Source organism: Sulfuriferula thiophila, assembly GCF_003864975.1.
Classification (GTDB): Bacteria; Pseudomonadota; Gammaproteobacteria; order Burkholderiales; family Sulfuriferulaceae; genus Sulfuriferula; species Sulfuriferula thiophila.
The window spans coordinates 69,633-88,237 of record NZ_BHGL01000006.1; the positions used below are offsets into that span (position 1 = coordinate 69,633).

The 18,605-nt window shown below is 54.4% G+C and carries 17 protein-coding genes; all 17 read right to left on the minus strand.

The genetic code is table 11. From position 1 onward, the window contains the following. Positions 1–131: 131 nt before the first annotated feature. The 17 genes from EJE49_RS02790 to EJE49_RS02870 all read right to left on the minus strand — a co-directional run bounded on the left by EJE49_RS02790 (position 132) and on the right by EJE49_RS02870 (position 18,583). Positions 132–2,030 carry an ATP-binding cassette domain-containing protein gene (locus EJE49_RS02790; protein WP_124948888.1) on the minus strand — a complete coding sequence of 633 codons (1,899 nt, stop codon included), beginning with the start codon at positions 2,028–2,030 and terminating at the stop codon, positions 132–134. 280 nt (positions 2,031–2,310) lie between these two features. Further along, positions 2,311–3,351, minus strand: a complete 1,041-nt coding sequence (locus EJE49_RS02795) for a tetratricopeptide repeat protein (protein ID WP_124948889.1) — start codon at positions 3,349–3,351, stop codon at positions 2,311–2,313. After that, positions 3,348–4,262 carry an ExeA family protein gene (locus EJE49_RS02800; protein ID WP_124948890.1) on the minus strand — a complete coding sequence of 305 codons (915 nt, stop codon included), beginning with the start codon at positions 4,260–4,262 and terminating at the stop codon, positions 3,348–3,350. The genes EJE49_RS02795 and EJE49_RS02800 overlap by 4 nt, the downstream gene beginning before the upstream one ends. A 5-nt stretch (positions 4,263–4,267) precedes the next feature. After that, positions 4,268–5,992: a pilus (MSHA type) biogenesis protein MshL gene (gene mshL / locus EJE49_RS02805; protein WP_124948891.1), complete on the minus strand. Its 1,725-nt coding sequence runs from the start codon at positions 5,990–5,992 to the stop codon at positions 4,268–4,270. A gap of 10 nt (positions 5,993–6,002) precedes the next feature. Beyond that, positions 6,003–6,389, minus strand: coding sequence for a hypothetical protein (locus EJE49_RS02810; RefSeq protein ID WP_124948892.1), 387 nt, complete (start codon positions 6,387–6,389; stop codon positions 6,003–6,005). After that, complete coding sequence (locus EJE49_RS02815; RefSeq protein WP_124948893.1) at positions 6,374–7,093, minus strand: type II secretion system protein GspM; 720 nt, start codon at positions 7,091–7,093, stop codon at positions 6,374–6,376. The genes EJE49_RS02810 and EJE49_RS02815 overlap by 16 nt, the downstream gene beginning before the upstream one ends. Further along, positions 7,090–7,728 carry a PilN domain-containing protein gene (locus tag EJE49_RS02820; protein ID WP_124948894.1) on the minus strand — a complete coding sequence of 213 codons (639 nt, stop codon included), beginning with the start codon at positions 7,726–7,728 and terminating at the stop codon, positions 7,090–7,092. Before EJE49_RS02820 ends, EJE49_RS02815 begins: the two co-directional genes overlap by 4 nt. Beyond that, entirely contained in the window at positions 7,725–8,630 is a 906-nt protein-coding gene (pilM, locus tag EJE49_RS02825) for a type IV pilus biogenesis protein PilM (protein ID WP_223246715.1), read from the minus strand. Before pilM ends, EJE49_RS02820 begins: the two co-directional genes overlap by 4 nt. A 103-nt stretch (positions 8,631–8,733) precedes the next feature. Beyond that, on the minus strand, positions 8,734–12,252 hold the full coding sequence (locus EJE49_RS02830) for a DUF6701 domain-containing protein (protein WP_223246716.1): 3,519 nt from the start codon (positions 12,250–12,252) through the stop codon (positions 8,734–8,736). An 11-nt stretch (positions 12,253–12,263) separates the two neighbouring features. Beyond that, entirely contained in the window at positions 12,264–12,662 is a 399-nt protein-coding gene (locus tag EJE49_RS02835; protein ID WP_124949241.1) for a hypothetical protein, read from the minus strand. After that, on the minus strand, positions 12,652–13,452 hold the full coding sequence (locus EJE49_RS02840) for a prepilin-type N-terminal cleavage/methylation domain-containing protein (RefSeq protein ID WP_189941639.1): 801 nt from the start codon (positions 13,450–13,452) through the stop codon (positions 12,652–12,654). The genes EJE49_RS02835 and EJE49_RS02840 overlap by 11 nt, the downstream gene beginning before the upstream one ends. 2 nt (positions 13,453–13,454) lie before the next feature. Further along, positions 13,455–14,012: a type IV pilus modification PilV family protein gene (locus EJE49_RS02845; RefSeq protein ID WP_124948897.1), complete on the minus strand. Its 558-nt coding sequence runs from the start codon at positions 14,010–14,012 to the stop codon at positions 13,455–13,457. Further along, entirely contained in the window at positions 13,999–14,481 is a 483-nt protein-coding gene (locus EJE49_RS14325; protein WP_124948898.1) for a GspH/FimT family pseudopilin, read from the minus strand. Before EJE49_RS14325 ends, EJE49_RS02845 begins: the two co-directional genes overlap by 14 nt. Positions 14,482–14,585: 104 nt before the next feature. Further along, a complete protein-coding gene (locus EJE49_RS14350; protein WP_124948899.1) occupies positions 14,586–15,008 on the minus strand; it encodes a type II secretion system protein in 423 nt (140 codons plus the stop codon). Positions 15,009–15,076: 68 nt separating this feature from the next. Then, complete coding sequence (locus EJE49_RS14355) at positions 15,077–15,556, minus strand: prepilin-type N-terminal cleavage/methylation domain-containing protein (RefSeq protein ID WP_124948900.1); 480 nt, start codon at positions 15,554–15,556, stop codon at positions 15,077–15,079. 33 nt (positions 15,557–15,589) lie between these two features. Further along, the gene (locus tag EJE49_RS02865; protein WP_124948901.1) at positions 15,590–16,819 is read right to left on the minus strand and encodes a type II secretion system F family protein; all 1,230 of its coding nucleotides are present in this window, start codon (positions 16,817–16,819) and stop codon (positions 15,590–15,592) included. 60 nt (positions 16,820–16,879) lie between these two features. Next, positions 16,880–18,583 (minus strand): GspE/PulE family protein, encoded by a 1,704-nt coding sequence (locus tag EJE49_RS02870; protein ID WP_124948902.1) that lies wholly within the window; start codon positions 18,581–18,583, stop codon positions 16,880–16,882. Positions 18,584–18,605 lie beyond the last annotated feature (22 nt).

Consider the following 18,605-nt stretch of genomic DNA (forward strand, 5'->3'; position numbering starts at 1 on the left):
AATTTGATAGATAGTTAATAGCTATCGGTGTTGTTTTTGTGATTGTGGTGCATGGTTGTGCGGCGGGAATGCTGATGGCGTGGGTAGTACAAGATGCCTGATTGCTGGCGATATTGCGCCAGCAATCAGGATCAGTTTTCGGCAGTATCAAGTTCGGCTAAGGTTTCATGCAGATTCAGCCAGCGTTCTTCAGCCTCATCTATCATGTTGCCGAGCTCTCCCTGACGCTTGAGCAGCGTTTGCAGTTTGTCGCGCTGAGCCACTTCATACAGGGTGGTGTCGGCCAGTTGCTGGTCGAGTGTGGTTTTTTCGGCTTGCCATTTCGGCAGTTGCTGGTCAAGTTTTTCCAATTCCTTTACGATGGGGCGGCGTTGCGCGAGTCGTGCCTGGCGTTCCTGTGCCGATTGCTCGCGTTGCTGGCGGCGTTCAAGCTTGTCAGGATTGACGCTGGCTTCCTGCAGACGCTGCTGGTTGAGCCAGTCGCGGTAATCGTTCAAATCACCATCGAATACTTGCGCCTTGCCATCCGCGACGATCATGAAGCTGTCGCAGGTGGTGGAGAGCAGCGAGCGGTCGTGCGATACCAATACCACACCGCCCTGATAGCCTTGCAATGCCAGGTTGAGGGCGTGGCGCATGTCCATGTCCAGATGGTTGGTGGGTTCGTCCAGCAGCAACAGGTTCGGACGTTGCCAGATCAGCAGTGCTAGCGCCAGGCGCGATTTTTCGCCGCCGGAGAATGGACCGCAGGGTGACATGGCTGCGTCGTTGCGGAAGTCAAAGGTGCCGAGGAAGTCGCGCAATTCCTGCTCGCGGGTATCGGGTGACAGCCGTAACATGTGCTGCAAGGGGGATTCGTCGGGGCGCAATTGCTCCAGCTGGTGCTGGGCGAAGTAACCGATGGCGAGCCCTTTGCCTTCGCTGCGGGTGCCGCTAAACGGCTGGATTTCACCGGCGAGTAATTTGATCAGTGTGGATTTTCCGGCACCGTTGCGGCCGAGCAGGCCGATGCGTTCACCGCTGCGTACCGCGAGGTTGATATCGGTCAACAGCGGTTGCGCGCCATAGCCGACGCTGGCGTGGCGGATATCCAGTAGCGGGTCGGGTGCGCTGACCGGATCACGAAAAGTGAAGCTGAATGGCGAGTCGACATGAGCTGCGCTGATGTCTTCCATGCGTGCCAGCGCCTTGATCCGGCTCTGCGCCTGGCGGGCTTTGGTGGCTTTGGCACGGAAGCGTTCGATGAAGCTTTCCAGATGGGCGCGTTCGCGCTGCTGCTTGTCGAACATGGCTTGCTGCACCGCCAGATGGGCGGCACGCTGGCGTTCAAAGTCGGAATAGCTGCCGCTATAGAGCTTGATGCCACGGTTTTCGATGTGCGCAATATGGGTGGTAACTGCATCAAGGAAGTCACGGTCATGCGAAATCAGCAGCAGCGTGCCCGGATAGCTCTTCAGCCAGCCTTCCAGCCACAGCACCGCATCCAGATCCAGGTGGTTGGTGGGCTCATCCAGCAACAGCAAATCAGAGCGGCTCATCAGCGCTTGCGCCAGATTCAGGCGTACGCGCCAGCCGCCGGAGAAGTCGGCAACCGGTTTGGCAAAGTCGGTATCGCTGAAGCCCAGACCATGAAGCAATTCCGCAGCGCGCGCCCGGGCGCTGTAGCCATCGATTTCGCCCAGTTGTGCATGCAGTTCACCGACACGGTGCCCGTCATTGGCAGCGGTGGCCTGCTCCAGTTCGTGCTCGATTGCACGCAGGCGTTTATCGCCATCCATGGCAAATTCCAGAGCCGGTTGCTGCAAGGCCGGAGTGTCCTGGGAGACGTGCGCGATCACCCAGGTATCAGGTAAGCTCAGTTCACCGGATTCGGGGTGAAGTTCGCCGAGGAGCAGGGCAAACAGGCTGGATTTGCCGCAGCCGTTGGCACCGGTCAGACCGATTTTCTGGCCGGGGTGAATTTGCAGATTGGCTTGCTCAATGAGGACTTTGGCAGCACGGGCGAGGGTGAGTTGTGTAAAACGGATCACGGTAATCAGCTACGGAAATCGAAAGATGTAATTGTACGCTGCTCGGTAGGGACTCAGGCAACTGATAAAAAAGAGGGCGTCCGAAGACGCCCTAAATACCGCATGGAGGATGAAAACGGTGCATAAACCAACAACGAAAATTTATGCCCCACTCTTTACATAGCAATGAGCGTGCCATGATTAATTGTATTAATAAACAGTATGTTGTGTTTTTTATGGCGATGACTGTCGGCACCTGTATAGTGCCGACACAGTGGAGTTCATCCTTTTTGGTGCATGCTCAGGATAATTGCTGGTTTACGAATGCGAGCAAATCCGGACTCAGGTTGTTAGTCGCTTTGGCTCGGGTAAACGCTTCACGCGCTTTGTCCGGTTGATTGTCGGCTTTCAGGGAAATGCCCAGGCCCATCCACCACACGCCAGATTGCGGCGCCTTTTTCAGCGCGACAATATAGTGCTCAATTGCCGATTTATGGCGTCCGTTACGCTGCAATAATGCGGCGAGAAATGCCTGATAATCCGCCTGTTCGCTTGCATAAGGCAAGCTGCGCTCCAGCGTGGCGATGCCATCAGTGATGCTGCCGCGCTCGACTTGCAGGCGTGCCAGTATCATCGCCAGATCGGTCTGGTCGGCATCGAGGGCGATACCATCCTGCAAACGACGCTCGGCTTCTGCCATGCGTTTATTCTCAATCAGCAGTCCGACCAGTGTCAGTCTGGCGGCATGGTGGTGCGGATCAAGCGACAAGGCTAGGCTGAAACTTTCCATGCCTTCATTAATGTGGCCTTGCTGCGTCAGTGTCAGTGCCTTGCGGTATTCGTTTTCGGCCAGTTGGGCAGTCGTCAGTGGTTTGAGCTGTTTGCTGATGCTGCTGTTAGCAGTAATCTGCACAGGATCATTGAGCGGTACTGGTTTGCTCGGTAATACGCTGGGGTTAGGATTGCTGATACCCAATGACAGTGTCAGCGAGGGTGTTAGGGTCGGTATAGTGCTAGCCAGAGTTGGCTGAGCTACTGCCGCTACGGGTACGGCAGGCGGTGGAGCTACTGTCGGAGCCGGTTTGGTTACTGCAGGTACAGCAGCTTGTATGGCGTGGCGCATGATCGGCGGCGTGACGGGTTGCGCTGTATTTGGCCGGCTGTGCCACCATAACCATGCTGCAGCGTTAATAGCGATAAGGCTGGTCAGGCTGACCCAGAACCAGATTGGTATTCCTTTTTTCCGGGGTTGCAGCGGAATGGCGGTAACCTGGCTGAGGGTATCCGCGGTGGGTGCCTGCCGCTGTGCCAGGTCTTGCAACATCTGATTGATTAGACTCATTTAAGTATGACCCATCCAAATCCGGTAGCGAGCATGATGAAGGCGATCGCCAGGTAATACCGGTAATGTACGATTTGCTGTGCGGCTTCAGTGTCCTCGGCAGCGATGCTGATCTGCCTTGCGCCGATTTGATACTCGCCAGTGCCGAAGCTCAGCATCATGGCTTTATGGGCGAGGATGTTGATCAGACGGGGTATGCCGCCACTGGCATGATGCAGGGCCTGCAAGGCTCGTCGAGTGAACACAGGTGGGCCCTGATAGCCGGCAGTGTGCAGGCGATGCGCCACATATTGTCCTAGTTCAGCGAGGTTGAGCGTGCCTAGCTGATAGTGGAAGCTGATACGCTGATTCAGTTGGCGTATGCTGTGGTGCTGTAATTTCTGATCCAGTTCAGGCTGTCCGAGCAGGATGATTTGCAGCAATTTGCGTTTTTCGGTTTCCAGATTGGTGAGCAGGCGCAGCGCTTCCAGCGTTTCGATGGGCATGGCCTGAGCCTCATCCAGACACAGTATGACCTGCTGACCCTGATTGGCGCAGGCCAGCAGCGCTTGCGTAATGGATTTGAGCAGCTGGTGTTGCTCGATATTGGCTGCCGGGCTGAAGCCTAGCTCTTCGGCGAGCGCCAGCATCAGGCTGTGCGGCGTCAGATAGGGGTTTGGAATGTATGCGGTGACAAATTGCGGGGTGGGTTGCGTGGCGTTGATATGCTCGATGTGAGCCAGAAATTGGCGGCACAGTAAGGTTTTTCCGGTCCCAACTTCACCGGTGATCTTGATGAAGCCCTCGCCGGTGCTGATGGCAACCAGCAAGGTATTCAACGCCGCCTGATGGTGGCTGTTGGCTAAAAAGTAACTGGTATCCGGGGTGAGGGTAAACGGATACTCGCGCAAGCCGAAGTGTTCAAGGTACATGACACTCAGCTGCCACCGCGTTGCATGTTCTGGATGCGCTCGCGGCTTTGTAATACATCCTGGGTCCAGTCGCTGCCGCCCTTAACCACTGTGGTCTTAAGCAGGATCACCAGTTCGCGCTTTTGCGAAATACGATTGGTATGTTTGAACAGCGAGCCGAGTAACGGTACGCTGCCCAGTCCCGGCACTTCGGTTTTGTCATCGGTGCTGGCTTCGCGCATCAGGCCGCCGATGGCCACGATGCTGCCGTCCTGCACCCGCACCACGCTGTCGGTTTCGGAGATGGTGCTGGATGCCAGTGGTAGCGTCAACGTGCCCAACGACTGGCCGAGGTTTATCACTTTATTTTTTTCGGTCACATTGCTCACCGAAGGATGAATGTGCAGGGTGATAAGACCTTCATCCGAGATTTGCGGGGTCACATCCAGCGCGATACCTGAGAAGAACGGGCGCAGTGTCACATTCGGCGTGGCCGTATTGGTTGCACTGCCGGTACTGGTTACCGTGGAGGTGACATTGGTGACGAAGAATTCGTCAGTACCGACTTTCAGTATCGCCATCTGGTTATTCAAGGTAGCTATGCGCGGGCTGGAAAGCACACGGGCTGTGCCCTGGGTATCGAGGAAATTCAGTAAAGCAGCAAAGTTATCGGATTGTGCGGCCACATTAAGCAAGCCCGCGCTGGTGTTGATGGCAGTGGACATGCCGGCAGAGAATATGCTGGCCAGCGTGCTATTGGCGACGGGTGTGCCACCGGGTACGCCAAAACTAGCGGGATCGGCACCCACCGAGAATCGGCTTTGTCCGTTGCGGTTGAATGCTGCCCAGTTAATGCCGGTTTGAAAACCATCATTCAACTGCACTTCGATAATTTTTGCTTCGAGCATGACCTGGCGGTCAACGGCCAGTTGCATGGCTTTAAGGTAGTTTTCCACCTGGTGAATTTCCACCGGCATGGCGTGGATCAGCAGGACACCTGATTGCGGATTGACCACCACATTGCGGCCATCTTTATCGCCGATAATGGTAGATAACGAGGTTTTGAGGTCGCCCCAGAAATCAGTTTCGATCGAGGTGGTAATTTTACTGGTTTCGATTGCGCGGCTGTTAGCTGCGCCCGGTGTTGTGGTGGGGATCGCGCCGGGTACTGCTCCCGGTGTGATGGGGCCGTCACTGACAGAGCCTGAAGTCACGCGGATGTCAGAGCTGCCCTTGCGGTGGCCGGCAATGTAATTGAGCTTGAACACCCGGGTCTGCATGGTCATCGGCTGGATGAAAATGCGGCTGCCGTCCACTTTGTAATCATAGCCGTAAAGCTCGCGGATGGCATCCAGTGCTTCAAACACCGTCACGTTTTTAAGATTGACGGACAAATTCCCGGTCAGATCAGGCGGGATCAGCATGCTGTAAGGCGTGCCGGAGACAATGCCCATGAACACCTGGCTGGCAGGCGCATTGTTGATAACCAGATCAAATCGTTGTTCTATCGGCTTGGCTGCTTTCGGCAAGGCAATTTGCAAAGGCGGTAATAAGGCCGCATTTACGGCCGCAGGCTGCATTTTTAACGGGGTTTTGCTTGAGGCAGCAGCTTGGTCCAACTCAGTGTTGATGTGTGCCTGAGTGTTATCGGCTTTGGGTTGCAGTGCGGCGCAGCCGGTCAGATTGAGCACCAGTACAGCCAGTAAACCGGATAAGTAACGGGTAGGGGTAAGTGAGCGGCGTGTGTTCATGATTCTACCTTTAATTGCGGTGAACCGACGGTTGGTGGGTCGATTTTGCGGGTGGGTGCATGCGTTTCTCTACATTGGGAAACAGTTTCAAGGCTGTGAGTCCGGTAGCGGATTTAACAATGACCGCGTTTTCTGTAATTTTCACAATACGACCTTCACTGAGTGTATCGCCCGGCTTGACCATGGTGCCGTTTACCATCGCATAGCGCTGGCTGCCGCGAATGGTAATGGACTGTATCGCTGATCCGGTCGTAGCATTGCCATTTGGGCCAACTGTGGCGATAGAGGCAGGCGGTTGCGTCGGGTCGTGCGGCATATCAGCAAAGCTGGTGGCAGCAAGGCCTGATAACAATGCAGTGCATACCCAGCGGGTGAGCAAGCTTAAATACTGAGCCATGCTTTATCCTGACTTAATGTGTAGAGGCGTAGCGTAAGGCTGACGGTTTGGTCTTTATCTACGCTGAGCGCTGCTTTGCCCCAGAACATGCGCCACGGCAAGGCCTCGACTGCGCTCAAATAGCGGGTGAGATCAAGGTAGCTGCCGGTCACGGTGATTTCTACACCGTGTTTATAAATGTGGTTGGCGGTTTCAGTCGGACTGGCTGCATCGGACTTGGCAGTTGTAGAGGCTTTACTGTCTGCACTGGTGTCGGTATCGGATTTGGCATTCAGGATTTCAACGGGCAGTGTTTTCAGCGTGACCAGGTGTACGTTCTGGTTATGACGCAGGATGTTTTCCAGCAGCGTCGACATTTGTTGCGGTGCGACCAGTTTGCTCTGGATGTCATCCAGGGTTTTGCCGCTATCGGTGGCCTGGTTGCGCAACTGCGCCAGTTTGACCTGTAGCGCGATGTCCGGATTGGTGCTGCCGGCTTTGAGCAACTCCTGGATTTGCGCTTGCATCGCTGCGGTGGCTTGTTGCGATTGCACAATTTGCTCGGCTAATTGCTTCTGATGGGCGAGTTGCGGGTTGATCAGCAGCGTGTTGATGATGGTTACGATGACCACGACCACAGCGGCGAATACCATGATGCGCTCGCGCATGCTCAGGACATCGATGCGGTTAGCCAGATTCTGCCAGTGGGCTTTTAATGCTTTCATTTAGCTGGCTCCGCTTTGCTGTTGCCCAAAGTGAATTCGATATACGGCAAAGGCAAGCCGGGGGTGCCGGTGCTGGTTGTCGGTGTATCCGGATGGCGCATGTCGAGCGCGGCAAAGTGCACACCGGCAAACACAGGTTCAAATTTCAGGTGCTGGATCAGCAGCGGGACTGATGCCGGTTGCAAGGCGCGACCGCTGATGGTGATCTGATTGCCGTTGCCGATAACTTCGAACCCGGTTAGCCATAAACCACTGACTGTCTGGCGGGATAAGGCCTTGAAATACTCGGAAAAGCCTGTCTGGTTGCCTAACTCGCCTTGTTGTAGCAGATCCAGAATAACCTGACGTGCGCGCACATCCTGTTCGGCTTTGGCTACTGCATCGGTTAACAGCGGGTCAGGCTTGCGTGCGGCCATTGTGGTGGCGAGCGTAGTCAGCTGCCGTTGTGCGGCTTCGTGCATCTGCACCATTTGTCCGGCCTGTTTTGTCAGTGCGCGAGTCTGATACGCCAGATAAGCGTAAAACACGGCGCAGCCCAGCAGGATAAGGCCCAGGGATTGGGCCATGGTGACAGCAGAAAAGTATTTTTCCTGTTTGCGGAACAGCGGGTTGCATAAATTGATCTGTTGACTCACAGGGCTTTATCCTCATGCCGTAATGCTGCGCCCAGGCTCATCCAGAAACGGGATTGCTGTTCGGTCTGCTGTAATTCCGGGGTGAGGTCGAATACTGCGGCCAAGTCGAGGATTTCCACGGGGATATACAGGTTGCTGGAGAGGTAGGCCAACAATGCCGAGATTTCCGGTGAGGCGGGTGCCAATACCAGTTTGGCCAGACTGATAAACGGGTACTGGCGGTCGATGTGGTCAAACGTGCGTTGCAATTCCAGGGTGAGCTTCTCGAATAGCTGTTCCTGATATTCGGTGTTGGGAGTGCCGATCTGGATAAGATTAATATCCAGCCGACGTGACAGATACAGTTCGCCATTAAAGCTGATGGTCAGCAAGCTACCAGCCTGATCAACGGATAGCAGCGCCAGGCCGCGATCAGCAGGCGCAATCTGAGTCGTAATATTACGTTGTGCCAGTTCCGGGATATCGATCACTTTAAGCGGGATTTGTACGCTGTCGAACATCGCCTGGCGTTGCGCGATAAGCTGGTTGCGAGCGGCGACAACGTACATCATCGCTTTGCGTGCCGGGGCATTTTTATCCACGGGGATATCGAGTACGTCGATGGTGGCATCATCCACATGGTAGTCGAGCATATCTTTGAGCAGCCAGCGTACTGCGGTTTTTAGCTCTTCCTGTGGCACACCGGGGGTTTCGACTGTCAATAACTGGTATTCGCCGGCACTGAGTAAATGGCTGCAGTCGTAGCGTTTGGTCTGCAGTTCTTTGTGGATATTGGACAGCAATACGGATGTTTCCAACTGTGCCAGCGGATAAAACTTAGCCAGCGCTACTTTGGGCTTGGCATGGGCGGTTTGCGTGACACGGGTGACACAAATGCCGTCGGCCTGCAGCTCAAAAACCATCCCGCCCTGTGTTTTTTTGATTTTTGAGAAAAGCCCCATTTTTATCTATTTTTTTAAGTAATTGTATGAAAATTAAAGCAAATGCATGAAGTTGTCAATTAGCTTAATACATCTCGCGCATATAGATGAATTCATTCGCATTTTTGTAAACTCCGAAGGTTGCGCGTGCGGTCGGGTTGGTCAGGCCCGTACCCTTCCAGTTGTACTGTAGCCAGGCAGGGGCAGCGATAGTGATGTCGACATAACCTTTTGCCCCTGGTTTGGATAATTTTAGCTTGCTGTCGCCGGCACTGAATGGTGCCAACAGAGTTGCTGTTGTCGTTAATGTGGTTAACAGGCCTGAGCTCGCAGTAGGCGTAGTTGGCACGGGGACTGATGTGCAGCTATCTGCAGCATTGGTGACAAAGGCGGTGCCGTTATAGTATTGCGCCACCATGGGCACAGGCAGGGCAAGTGCTTCTGAACCGCTGGCGTTATTGATTTTGATGCGGCCACTGCGGATCTCAGTAGTGCCTTCGCTATAACCGGATGATGTAATGCTGTCAGCGTCCGTTGCGCGAAGTTTAATTGTTGTAGCCCCCGTTAATGCATTGTTGAAGGCATAGGCTGGCGTACTGACCGAAGCGACGCCCTTGCTAAAGTTGGTGGCAGCTACGCTGTCGGTATTGGTAACAAACTTGCCAACAGGTATGGCTGCTGCATTGGCATCGGTCAGGGTGACTTTCTGGGCAAAATTTGGTGATGTATTGGTTGTGCCATCATAATTTTGCGTCGTAGTGGGTGTAGCCAGGCCATTCATCGCGGTGATGGCAACCGTAAATGGTTGTGCTGAGTATGTAAAGCTGCCGGCATTGCAGCCATGGGTCACTGAGGTAATGAAATGATCAGGGGTAAAGCGCCCCACCATGCCGATATTGCCTGTGCCGGAGCAAGTCGTGCCGGTAGAGCCGGAGTTGCCTGTGGCTGAAAGCCCCGAGCCCAGATAGCCGTTGCTGTTGCCGAGGTTAGCGATCAGGTCAATGTTGCCTACTTCACTCCATGTAAGATTGTTACTTGCCGCAATGCCGCCACTGAAAGTGCCCAGAGTGCCAGCGAGCGCCCCGTTTTGGGAATTGGAGCCTGTTGGCTGGCACTTTGTGAATGACAGATTTACGCTTTCTGGCGTGGTCTCCTGTCCAAAGTTGGGCGTGGCTATGCCTGATGCATTGACTGCGGTTACCTTGGCACTGAATGCCTGCCCGGCTTTGATTGGGGCTGAGGTAATACTGCTGAATGCAAAAGATTTTGGTGCCACGATCAGTTGGGTGTTACCCGAGATGGTCGAGCCGCCGGAAGGGGTGTAACTCGCCCATAATCTAATCTGGCCGACGTCGGAATAGCTGAAGGTGAAAGGCGCTGCAGGTATAAGCGTTGTGGAGTTAAAGGTAAGCGATTTGCTGGTGTAATTGCCGCTGGTAGCGGTGATTGTGCCATTGGCATTACTGGCTATCGTGGTGGCAGTGCCCGAGGTAAACGTAACCGCTTGTCCGGATTGGCAACTGCTCGGGTTGTTGCATTCCGATGCCAGATTAATATTGACCGCCGTTCCCGCCGGGAATAATGAGGTGCAAACACCGGTGGTAGTGCCTTGTTTGATGGCCTGAAGATAGTAAGTACCCGAACTGACCCCAGCGACCTGATTGGTAATGGGATTGCCAGAGCCATCCACAAAACGGAATCCGGCGGATGAGAATACCAATGGCGCATTACAGGCGGTGCCAAACGTATAATCTGCCACAGCGCAAGATGCCGCTGCGCCGGATGTAGTGGAGACGGTGCCTGAAGTTGCGCCGATAATGACAGATTCGGCAGTGGAATCCTGCAACCCGAAAGTGACCGAAGACTCATTGCTGAACACATAGCTTGCAGAGCCGTTGCCATTATTGGTAATAGTGCTGACAGAGCCACCCGTTATGTTGGACCAGTTGCCGTGGTTCGTGGAGGTAGATAGGTTCAGGGTTGTGCCAGACAGAGTCAGCAATGTGTGATTGACATCATGTGCTTCTATCGTCACCGGTGCTGTATCGCAGGTGACAGCCGAGCCGTTGTGAATAATGTGGAAATGATCGAGTGAAGTGCAGGCATGCGTGGCATTCATATCGGCCAATGCCTGATTGGTATTGATTTCGGTGGAGTAGATATTGACTTCGTCGATGTAACCGTTGGCACCATTTGGCGTGCCGCCTGTGGGAGTAATGCCTGATGTGCGATTGTCACCAATGTTGAAAGTCGAGAGCGCGGTAATCGAGCCGTTTGAAGTGGTCCGCAAAGAGGTTGTTAACGCGCCGTCCAGAAAAATTTGCAACAAGGTTTGATTGCTGCCAGGACGCATATTCCAGCTTGCCCCGACATGATGCCAGGTATTGGCAGCGAAGGCCTGATTTGCCGACGATAGCGTTAATACCGTGCCGCTACTATCAGTCACCGCGAGTTTTAAAGCACCGGCTGCTGTTTTCATAAAGAAAAATGGTTTCGCTGCAGTCGTTGTGGCATCAAGCAGCATGGCATCAGCTGAATTCCATTTTGCGTTGGAGTAAAACCAGAAGTCGGCAGAACCCGCGCTGGATGGTGAAAGCGGAGTGGAAACGGCATCTATGATTGCATTGCTGGTGTTGTTGGTAAAACTCCCTCCACGGCAAATCTTGCCGGTTGCAATATTGCTCGCTGCACCTGTCCGAGATGCGTTCCGGCTATTGCCGGAAGTGTCTTTGATCTCGTTGGGCGTGCCATTCCAGGTGCTTTCGTCGAAGTGATATTCAGCACTCTTGCCTGCTAACTGGTTAGCGGGGTACCAGAGGATTGCAGATCCGATGGTCGGATCAATAAATGCCTGATTGTATGCATATAGTGTCGAATCAGTAGTGTTGACCTGTACGCCTACAGTAGCCGCCGAGCCTGTTGAACTGCCTGTGGTGTATTGATATTTGAAATTGCTGTTCAGGCCGCCTGCGGGGCTTTCATACAAGCTGATCTGGAAATTATAGCGTGTGGTGCTGTTGTACAGTTTTACGTTTACCCAGGAAATGACCATGCGCCGATTGGGTGCTGTGCCAAGTAATTCGTATTGCACAGAGGCACCGGTGGTGTTGTTGGCAGTGCCGGCAACAATATCGGTCCAATAAGCCACAATCGCATTGCCAAGTTGTCCGCTGCTGCACCCGGTATAAGCTGTCGCATTGGCGGTGGCGGGCAGGGTAGTGTTGGTATAGACGCGCCAATAACCGGATGTGTCATTACCGAATACCAGCATACCGTTGGAATAGATGCGTACTCCGGTCTGAGCGACTCCGGCAAAAGTGAAGGTAAAGTTATTTGCGGGAGAAGTTACGCTGGCAAAACTGATATCGGCCCAGTCGTCATCGCCATTGGGATACCCGGTACACGCTGGCGCGGGGCTGGCTGTATGCCAGGCAACAGTTTTGGCGGCAGCCGAAGGAGTGTCGTAACTGAAGGTGTCGTTGCGATAGGCGTACGTAGCCGCCATGGCAGGCAATGCCATGAGCGTCGTGGCGAGTATCAGCCAAAGAACGAGTAACGAATGGATAGCGCTTTGTTTATCGGTATTTTTAATTTGAACGCACATGTTTTATTCCCTTATTTCTCTAGCGTGGCTTGCAGTTGACGCTCGATATAAGTGCTGCTGCCAACGATTCCGGTGCTTGCAGTAGCTGTAATCTGGTAGAGGTTGACGGTGTTGACGCCCTCAGTGTATGGGCCTGAACGTGAGCATGTCACCGTCAGGCCAAAGCCGAACAGATTTTTGTTGAGCGGAAAGCCCGTACACCCGCTGTTGGCGACGATAATTTGATACGCACCCCATTCTATGCCGGTACGGGCGGCCTGATAGGCTTTTGCGCCCTGCACATCTTGTGCGGAAGTCATTTGCTGCACATTGGAGAAGGTGAGCATGAATGCGCCCAGCGCTGACAGCACGACCAGCAGAAAAATCGCGGAAACGATGGAGAAGCCGCGCTGAAGGAGGTTAAGGCGCATTGCTGACATGGGTTTCATAATATAAATTCACGGCTTCGCCGCTTTGGCTGAGTTGCAGAGTAGCCGAAACCAGACCGGCCCGCTGGGTGATGACCTGGGGGTTATAGGTGAAGTTACATGCGCTGACGTTCTTGGCCAGGAGCGCACTGGTGCCGCTGCTGAAACTGGTGGGCTGGCTTGCGCTTATCGTGTAATTCCAATAGCGCGTGAGTGTGCCGGCAGTCGGGTCGCACACGTAGGTCACCGGTGTCTGGATAATTTGGAAACGATTGCTGGGTGAAGCAAACGGAAACAGCTTGGCATTGATGCTGACGGTATTGCCCGCGATGCCGGTGATTGGGCTGGTGTTGTCGGCAGAGTAAGCATCTGCGCCGGGGATGCCCAGGTTGTAGATGGCGATCAGATTGAGTGCGCCTGATGTGGTGGCGATGGCGGGGCCAAGTACGTCGAATTTGGTAGTGCTGGTGGTGAAATCCAGAACATTGCCGGGGGTGTCGGTGCGATAACGCCCACCGCCGCTGGTCAGCAAAAATTCCAGATAGGAAATCCCGCCAATATTGGTGACGCGTACACTATTGGGCAGCGCCAGATGCAGGTCACGGCTAATACGGCGCACCGCAGTGTCGGCGGTGTCAGTCAATTCGGCTCGGCGTACGCTGTCGAAATAACCTTGTACCGGTGTGCGGATGAAAGTCGCCACCACCGCAGCAATGATAGCGGTGATGGTAATGACAACGATGGCTTCTATCAGAGTAAAGCCGCGCTGGGTAAGGGGAGGTATGGGTCGCATGATCATGGCACCGCGTTCGGAGCGTACTGGAAACGGTAGCCGGTGAGAGTGAGGCTGTCGTTACCTCTGGTGACGGTGACATCAATTTTTAATACTTGACCTGAAGCCAGTCCAAAGCTGGCGCCATCCGTCGCTATGGCGACAGTTGCGGTATAACTGCCTAAGCCGCCTATGGGGGTGTTGGTGATGTCGTTGATACCAGTCATGGTGAAACCTGCGTAGTCGTTGACATTATCAAACTGGTTAGCCGAGTCGTAACGGGTCTCAGTGACGCCAGTGTCTGGATTGACGTCCGGCCCCATGGCTTCTGGAGTGGTGGTGCAGGTGCCCGTGCTTGCCGTGGCATCGTTAGGGTCGCAGGTAGTAAATGGCTGCAATTCGATTTCTTCCAGCAATGATTCGGCAATGGCTTGTGCCTGCTTGCGCAGCATAGGGTCAGCACTGTGTTGCGTGGTGACGTTCATCACCGCTAACACACCGGCGACGGCAGTGCTGACGATGACAATGAAAATGATGAGCTCGATCAGCGAGACTCCGGACTGGCGTTTAATTGTGCACATAGCCGGTGTCCTGCTCAATGATGATGCTGCCAGTAGCGTCTTTGACTTGTATGGTCTGCCCGCTGCTGGCTTGCCCCAGCGCATTAAAGTTGAAAGCGGTGGGGGTGCTGGTGTAGGTAATTCCGGTTGAATGCGGCGTAACGGTAAACGGGCTGCTGCCGGCCGGGTTGGCAAGATTGGTGTCGCACGTGCCGACATTAGCGGCGGAGGCGATGGTCAGGGTCAGACTGGTGTTGGTGAAAGCGGCGCATACGGTACGGCGCTGGGCAATCGCGGTTTTTTGCGCATAGCGCAGTGCCGACATGGTTTCATCATAGAAACCACGACTATCAAACGTGCTGCGGTCAAACATGCGCGGTATGGCGGCGACGGCTAATACGCCGACGATAACGATGACGACGACGAGTTCGACCAGAGTGAAGCCGGTTGAGGGGTGTTTCAGAGAGTGGTAACGATCAGACCTGCCCATCTATTGCTGCTCCAGAAAAGGCGTGTGGCCACATGATATAAGTAACTGCTGAGGTGGGATAAACAAGGGGTTCCACTAATGGAACCCCTTATCGGTCAAGCTATTTAGTTGCCGGCACCAACAGCGCTGTAATCTGCTGTATAAGTTTTTGTAGCCGTTGCGCTTTTATCTTTATAGATAGTACAGGTAACGGTAGCGCCGTTAGTTGTGGCTGGAGTGTCTGCAGCAAGATAATAAGGTGTGCTTGTGGTAGATAATGTTAATGAGGGAGCCAGTAATGTACCTACATCAGAGCATTTTGCGACTTTGACGCACTTGCTGGAAGTAGCGTTATTGGTAACAGCGCAGCCACCGTAGTTGATCGCTGCGGCAGAACTTAAGCCACCAGCAACACCTTGAATGGCAGCTTTGTCAGCATCGTCTGTCAAATCAATGAATCTTGGCAATGCGGTCGCGGCCAGAATGCCCAGAATGACGATCACGACGACTAATTCGATCAAGGTAAAACCGCTTTGAGTTGTTTTCATTTTTGTGCCCCTGTGCAATTAATAAAAGTGTTGATGATTATTGTAATAACGGTTGAATAATACAATTCTTAAGCGCACGTGGCTAGCGTGGCGTTGACGGTATAGGTTGGCAGGGTATCCGCTGCAGCGGGTGCGGTATAGCTGATGCTGCAATCGGCAGTGCCGCCGGTATGGTTGGCATCGACTGCGGCAATCACCGGTGCGGTTAATCCGGTAATGACGTAATCCGGCGTGGTCAGTCCGGCCAGCGGCACAATTGACGCTGCATCCGGGTAGCCATTGACATAACTGACCGTGGTGCCTTCGATGATAATGGCCGGTGTGCTGGGCGTGCCGGTGTAGTTGCTGCTGTAGCCACGGGTGAGCAGGGTGGCGTGCGCCATGGCGGCAGCGGATTTGACTGCGCCCATGGCACCATTCATTTTAGCGAGGCGGGCGTCGGCCTGAATCGCGGTAAAGCGGGGCAATGCCATCGCAGCCAAAATACCTAAAATAGTGATGACGACCACAAGTTCGATCAGGGTGAAACCGCTCTGTTTATTATTCATTTTGCGTCTCCGTGCGTTTTATATAATCTGATTTTATTTGTGCAATGCAACCTTGCCCAGATCCCAGATCGGTAAGAATACACCCAGAGCCAGTATCAGCACCAGTATGCCCAGGCCGATAATCAGGATGGGCTCGATTTGCGAGGACAGGGTTTTGAGTTCGTAATCGACTTCGCGTTCGTACATCTGCGCGATTTCTTCCATGAGGTTGTCGAGATCGCCGGTTTCTTCGCCGACGGCGATCATCTGCAGTACCACCGGGGTGAACACGTTGGCAGTGGCGGCGGTGCGCAGTATGCTTTCGCCACGTTCGATGCCGTCGCGCATCTGTTCGATGCGGCTGGCGATGTAGGCGTTATCGACGGTCTGGGCGACGACGTTGAGACTCTGGATAATCGGAACGCCGCTTTTGCTGGCCAGCGCGAAGCTGCGGGCAAAACGTGCCAGCGTGCCTTTGAGGATGATTTTGCCGGCGATGGGGATGTTGAGTTTGGTTTTGTCCCAGCGATAGCGGCCTGCTTCGGTGCCGATGTAGTATTTGAAGGCGATGATGCTGCCGATGATGATGGCCAGCATCAGTCCCCAGTAATTCACCATGAAATTCGAGGTGTTGATGAGGATTTGCGTGACCAGCGGCAGTTCAGCATGAAACCCGGCATAGACCTTGGCAAACGCGGGGATGACGAACAGGTTGATAACGCCGATGGCGATGGCCATGGCCAGGACGACAAAAGACGGGTAGCGCAAGGCGGTGCGGACGCGCTCACCCATCTCGCGTTCGAATTCGAGGTGGTCAAACAGACGGATAAACACTTCTTCCAGTCGCCCGGTCATTTCGCCAACGCGGATCATGCTCAAATAGAACGCTGAAAACACGGTAGGGTGGCGCTGCATCGCGGCAGACAGTTCGCGGCCTGCATCCAGTGATTCACGCAGGTCCTGAATGACGCCGGCAAAGGTTTTATTGACGGCGGATTCCTGCAGGCCAGCCAGGCCGCGCATGATGGGCACGCCGGCTTTGAGCAGGGTGTAAATCTGGCGGCTGAATAATTGCACGTCGATAGCAGTGACTTTGACTTCGGTGAGTTTTTTCCACCAGTTGTCACCGGTCTTGGCATGCGGGTCGGCAGTGAGACGGATGTCGACCGGGGTGACGCCCGTGTTGATGAGCAGGTCAGCGACGCTGCCGCTGTCGGCACTTTCCAGTGTGCCTTCTACCAGCTCGCCACGAGTGTTACGGGCTTTATATGCAAAAAATGGCATGGGTGGGCTAGTCGTCAGTCAATTAAAAAATTCAGGCGCTTGAAGGCAATGTTAACGTTATTAATCATCGAACTGATTGCTGATGCGCATGGCTTCGGCCACTGTGGTTTTGCCGGCGACTACCAGGTTGATAGCATGGCGGCGCAAGGTATTGCCTGCCATCTGCTGTTCGGCAGCGCGTAAAAACACGGCGGGATCGGCCTGGCTGGCGGCTTCGGCTACGGCATTGGTGATTTCCAGCATTTCATACACGCCTATGCGTCCACTATAGCCGGTTTGATTGCACTGCGAGCAGCCTTTGCCGTGTTGATAGGTCTGGCTGTCGACGCTGGCGCCTAGCTCGGATTTGAGCCAGGTGTGTTCGGCGGGTGTCGGTGTGTACGGCTCGTTGCAGCTGTCGCAGATGATGCGCACCAGCCGCTGCGCCAATACCGCCTGTATCGAAGTGGCGACCATGTAGCGCGGCACGCCCATGTCCATCAGGCGGATGGGGGTGCTGGCGGCATCGTTGGTGTGCAGGGTGGAGAGCACCAGGTGGCCGGTCATTGCGGCGCGCATGCCGATCTGTGCGGTTTCCTGATCGCGCATCTCGCCGACCAGCACCACGTCGGGATCCTGACGCAATGCGGCGCGCAGCACGCGGGCAAAGCTGAGATCGATTTTGTCGTTGACCTGCACCTGGTTAATGCCGGGCAGGCGGTATTCCACCGGGTCTTCTACGGTGATGAGTTTGAGCTCGGGGCTGTTGAGTTCGGACAGTGCGCCGTACAGGGTAGTGGTTTTGCCGCTACCGGTCGGGCCGGTTACCAGAATAAGACCATTCGGTCGTTTCAGGATGGCGCGGAAGCGTGCCAGCATCGCCGGTGGCATGCCGATGGCGTTGAGATTGAGGGTGTTGCCGCTCTGGTTGAGCAGGCGCATGACCACTGATTCGCCGTATTGGGTAGGCATGGTGGAGATACGCACGTCGATGGATTGCTGTTTGACCTTGATGGCGAAGCGGCCGTCCTGCGGCAGGCGTTTTTCGGAAATATCCAGCCCGGAGATGAGCTTGAGGCGCAATGCCAGTGCTGGTGCGATCTTGATGTCGGCACGGGTTTGCAGGTTGAGCACACCGTCAATGCGGAAACGAATCTGTAGCGCATCTTCCTGAGGTTCGATGTGAATATCCGAAGCATGCACCTGGGTAGCGTCGTCAAACACCGATTGCAGCAGCTTGACGACAGGGGCATCTTCGCTGCCGGAACCGGTGCCCAGTCCGGAAAAGTCGACTACGCTGTCGCCCAGATCCTGCTCCAGTTCGCGGGCGAGATCGGTGATTTCGCCAGTCTTGCGGTAGATCCGGTCTATGGTTTGCAATAAGGCATTTTCATTGACGACGGCCAGGTCTATGGTTTTTTTGACGACACGCGCAATTTCGTCATACACGTAAAGGTCTGTTGGGTCGGTCATGCCGATGAGTACGCTGTCGCCGCGGTCTTCCAGTACCACTGCGCGGAAGCGCCGTGCCTGCATTTCCGGCAACAGGCGCGTGGTTTCGGGTTTGATGCTGTAATTTTTGAGCTGGATAAACGGGATGTTGAGTTGCTTGGCAATCGCATCGGCGATCTGGTCTTCGGTGATGAAGCCGTTTTCGACTAAAAACCGGCCAAGTTTGCGCCCGCTCTTCTTCTGTTCTTCCAGTGCTAACTGCAGCTGGGTTTCAGATAGCAGCTTTTGTTGAACGAGTAATTCCCCAAGGCGGATTTTTTCTGGGCGGGCCATGCACGATCCTTAAGCATAATTT

Coding starts and splice junctions, on each gene's coding strand:
- EJE49_RS14355 (WP_124948900.1), bottom strand. CDS start 15,556: ATGAATAATAAACAGAGCGGTTTCACCCTGATCGAACTTGTGGTCGTC.
- EJE49_RS02865 (WP_124948901.1), bottom strand. CDS start 16,819: ATGCCATTTTTTGCATATAAAGCCCGTAACACTCGTGGCGAGCTGGTA.
- EJE49_RS02830 (WP_223246716.1), bottom strand. CDS start 12,252: ATGTGCGTTCAAATTAAAAATACCGATAAACAAAGCGCTATCCATTCG.
- mshL (WP_124948891.1), bottom strand. CDS start 5,992: ATGAACACACGCCGCTCACTTACCCCTACCCGTTACTTATCCGGTTTA.
- EJE49_RS14350 (WP_124948899.1), bottom strand. CDS start 15,008: ATGAAAACAACTCAAAGCGGTTTTACCTTGATCGAATTAGTCGTCGTG.
- EJE49_RS02800 (WP_124948890.1), bottom strand. CDS start 4,262: ATGTACCTTGAACACTTCGGCTTGCGCGAGTATCCGTTTACCCTCACC.
- EJE49_RS02810 (WP_124948892.1), bottom strand. CDS start 6,389: ATGGCTCAGTATTTAAGCTTGCTCACCCGCTGGGTATGCACTGCATTG.
- pilM (WP_223246715.1), bottom strand. CDS start 8,630: ATGGTTTTTGAGCTGCAGGCCGACGGCATTTGTGTCACCCGTGTCACG.
- EJE49_RS02845 (WP_124948897.1), bottom strand. CDS start 14,012: ATGTGCACAATTAAACGCCAGTCCGGAGTCTCGCTGATCGAGCTCATC.
- EJE49_RS02795 (WP_124948889.1), bottom strand. CDS start 3,351: ATGAGTCTAATCAATCAGATGTTGCAAGACCTGGCACAGCGGCAGGCA.
- EJE49_RS02840 (WP_189941639.1), bottom strand. CDS start 13,452: ATGCGACCCATACCTCCCCTTACCCAGCGCGGCTTTACTCTGATAGAA.
- EJE49_RS02835 (WP_124949241.1), bottom strand. CDS start 12,662: ATGCGCCTTAACCTCCTTCAGCGCGGCTTCTCCATCGTTTCCGCGATT.
- EJE49_RS02815 (WP_124948893.1), bottom strand. CDS start 7,093: ATGAAAGCATTAAAAGCCCACTGGCAGAATCTGGCTAACCGCATCGAT.
- EJE49_RS02870 (WP_124948902.1), bottom strand. CDS start 18,583: ATGGCCCGCCCAGAAAAAATCCGCCTTGGGGAATTACTCGTTCAACAA.
- EJE49_RS14325 (WP_124948898.1), bottom strand. CDS start 14,481: ATGGGCAGGTCTGATCGTTACCACTCTCTGAAACACCCCTCAACCGGC.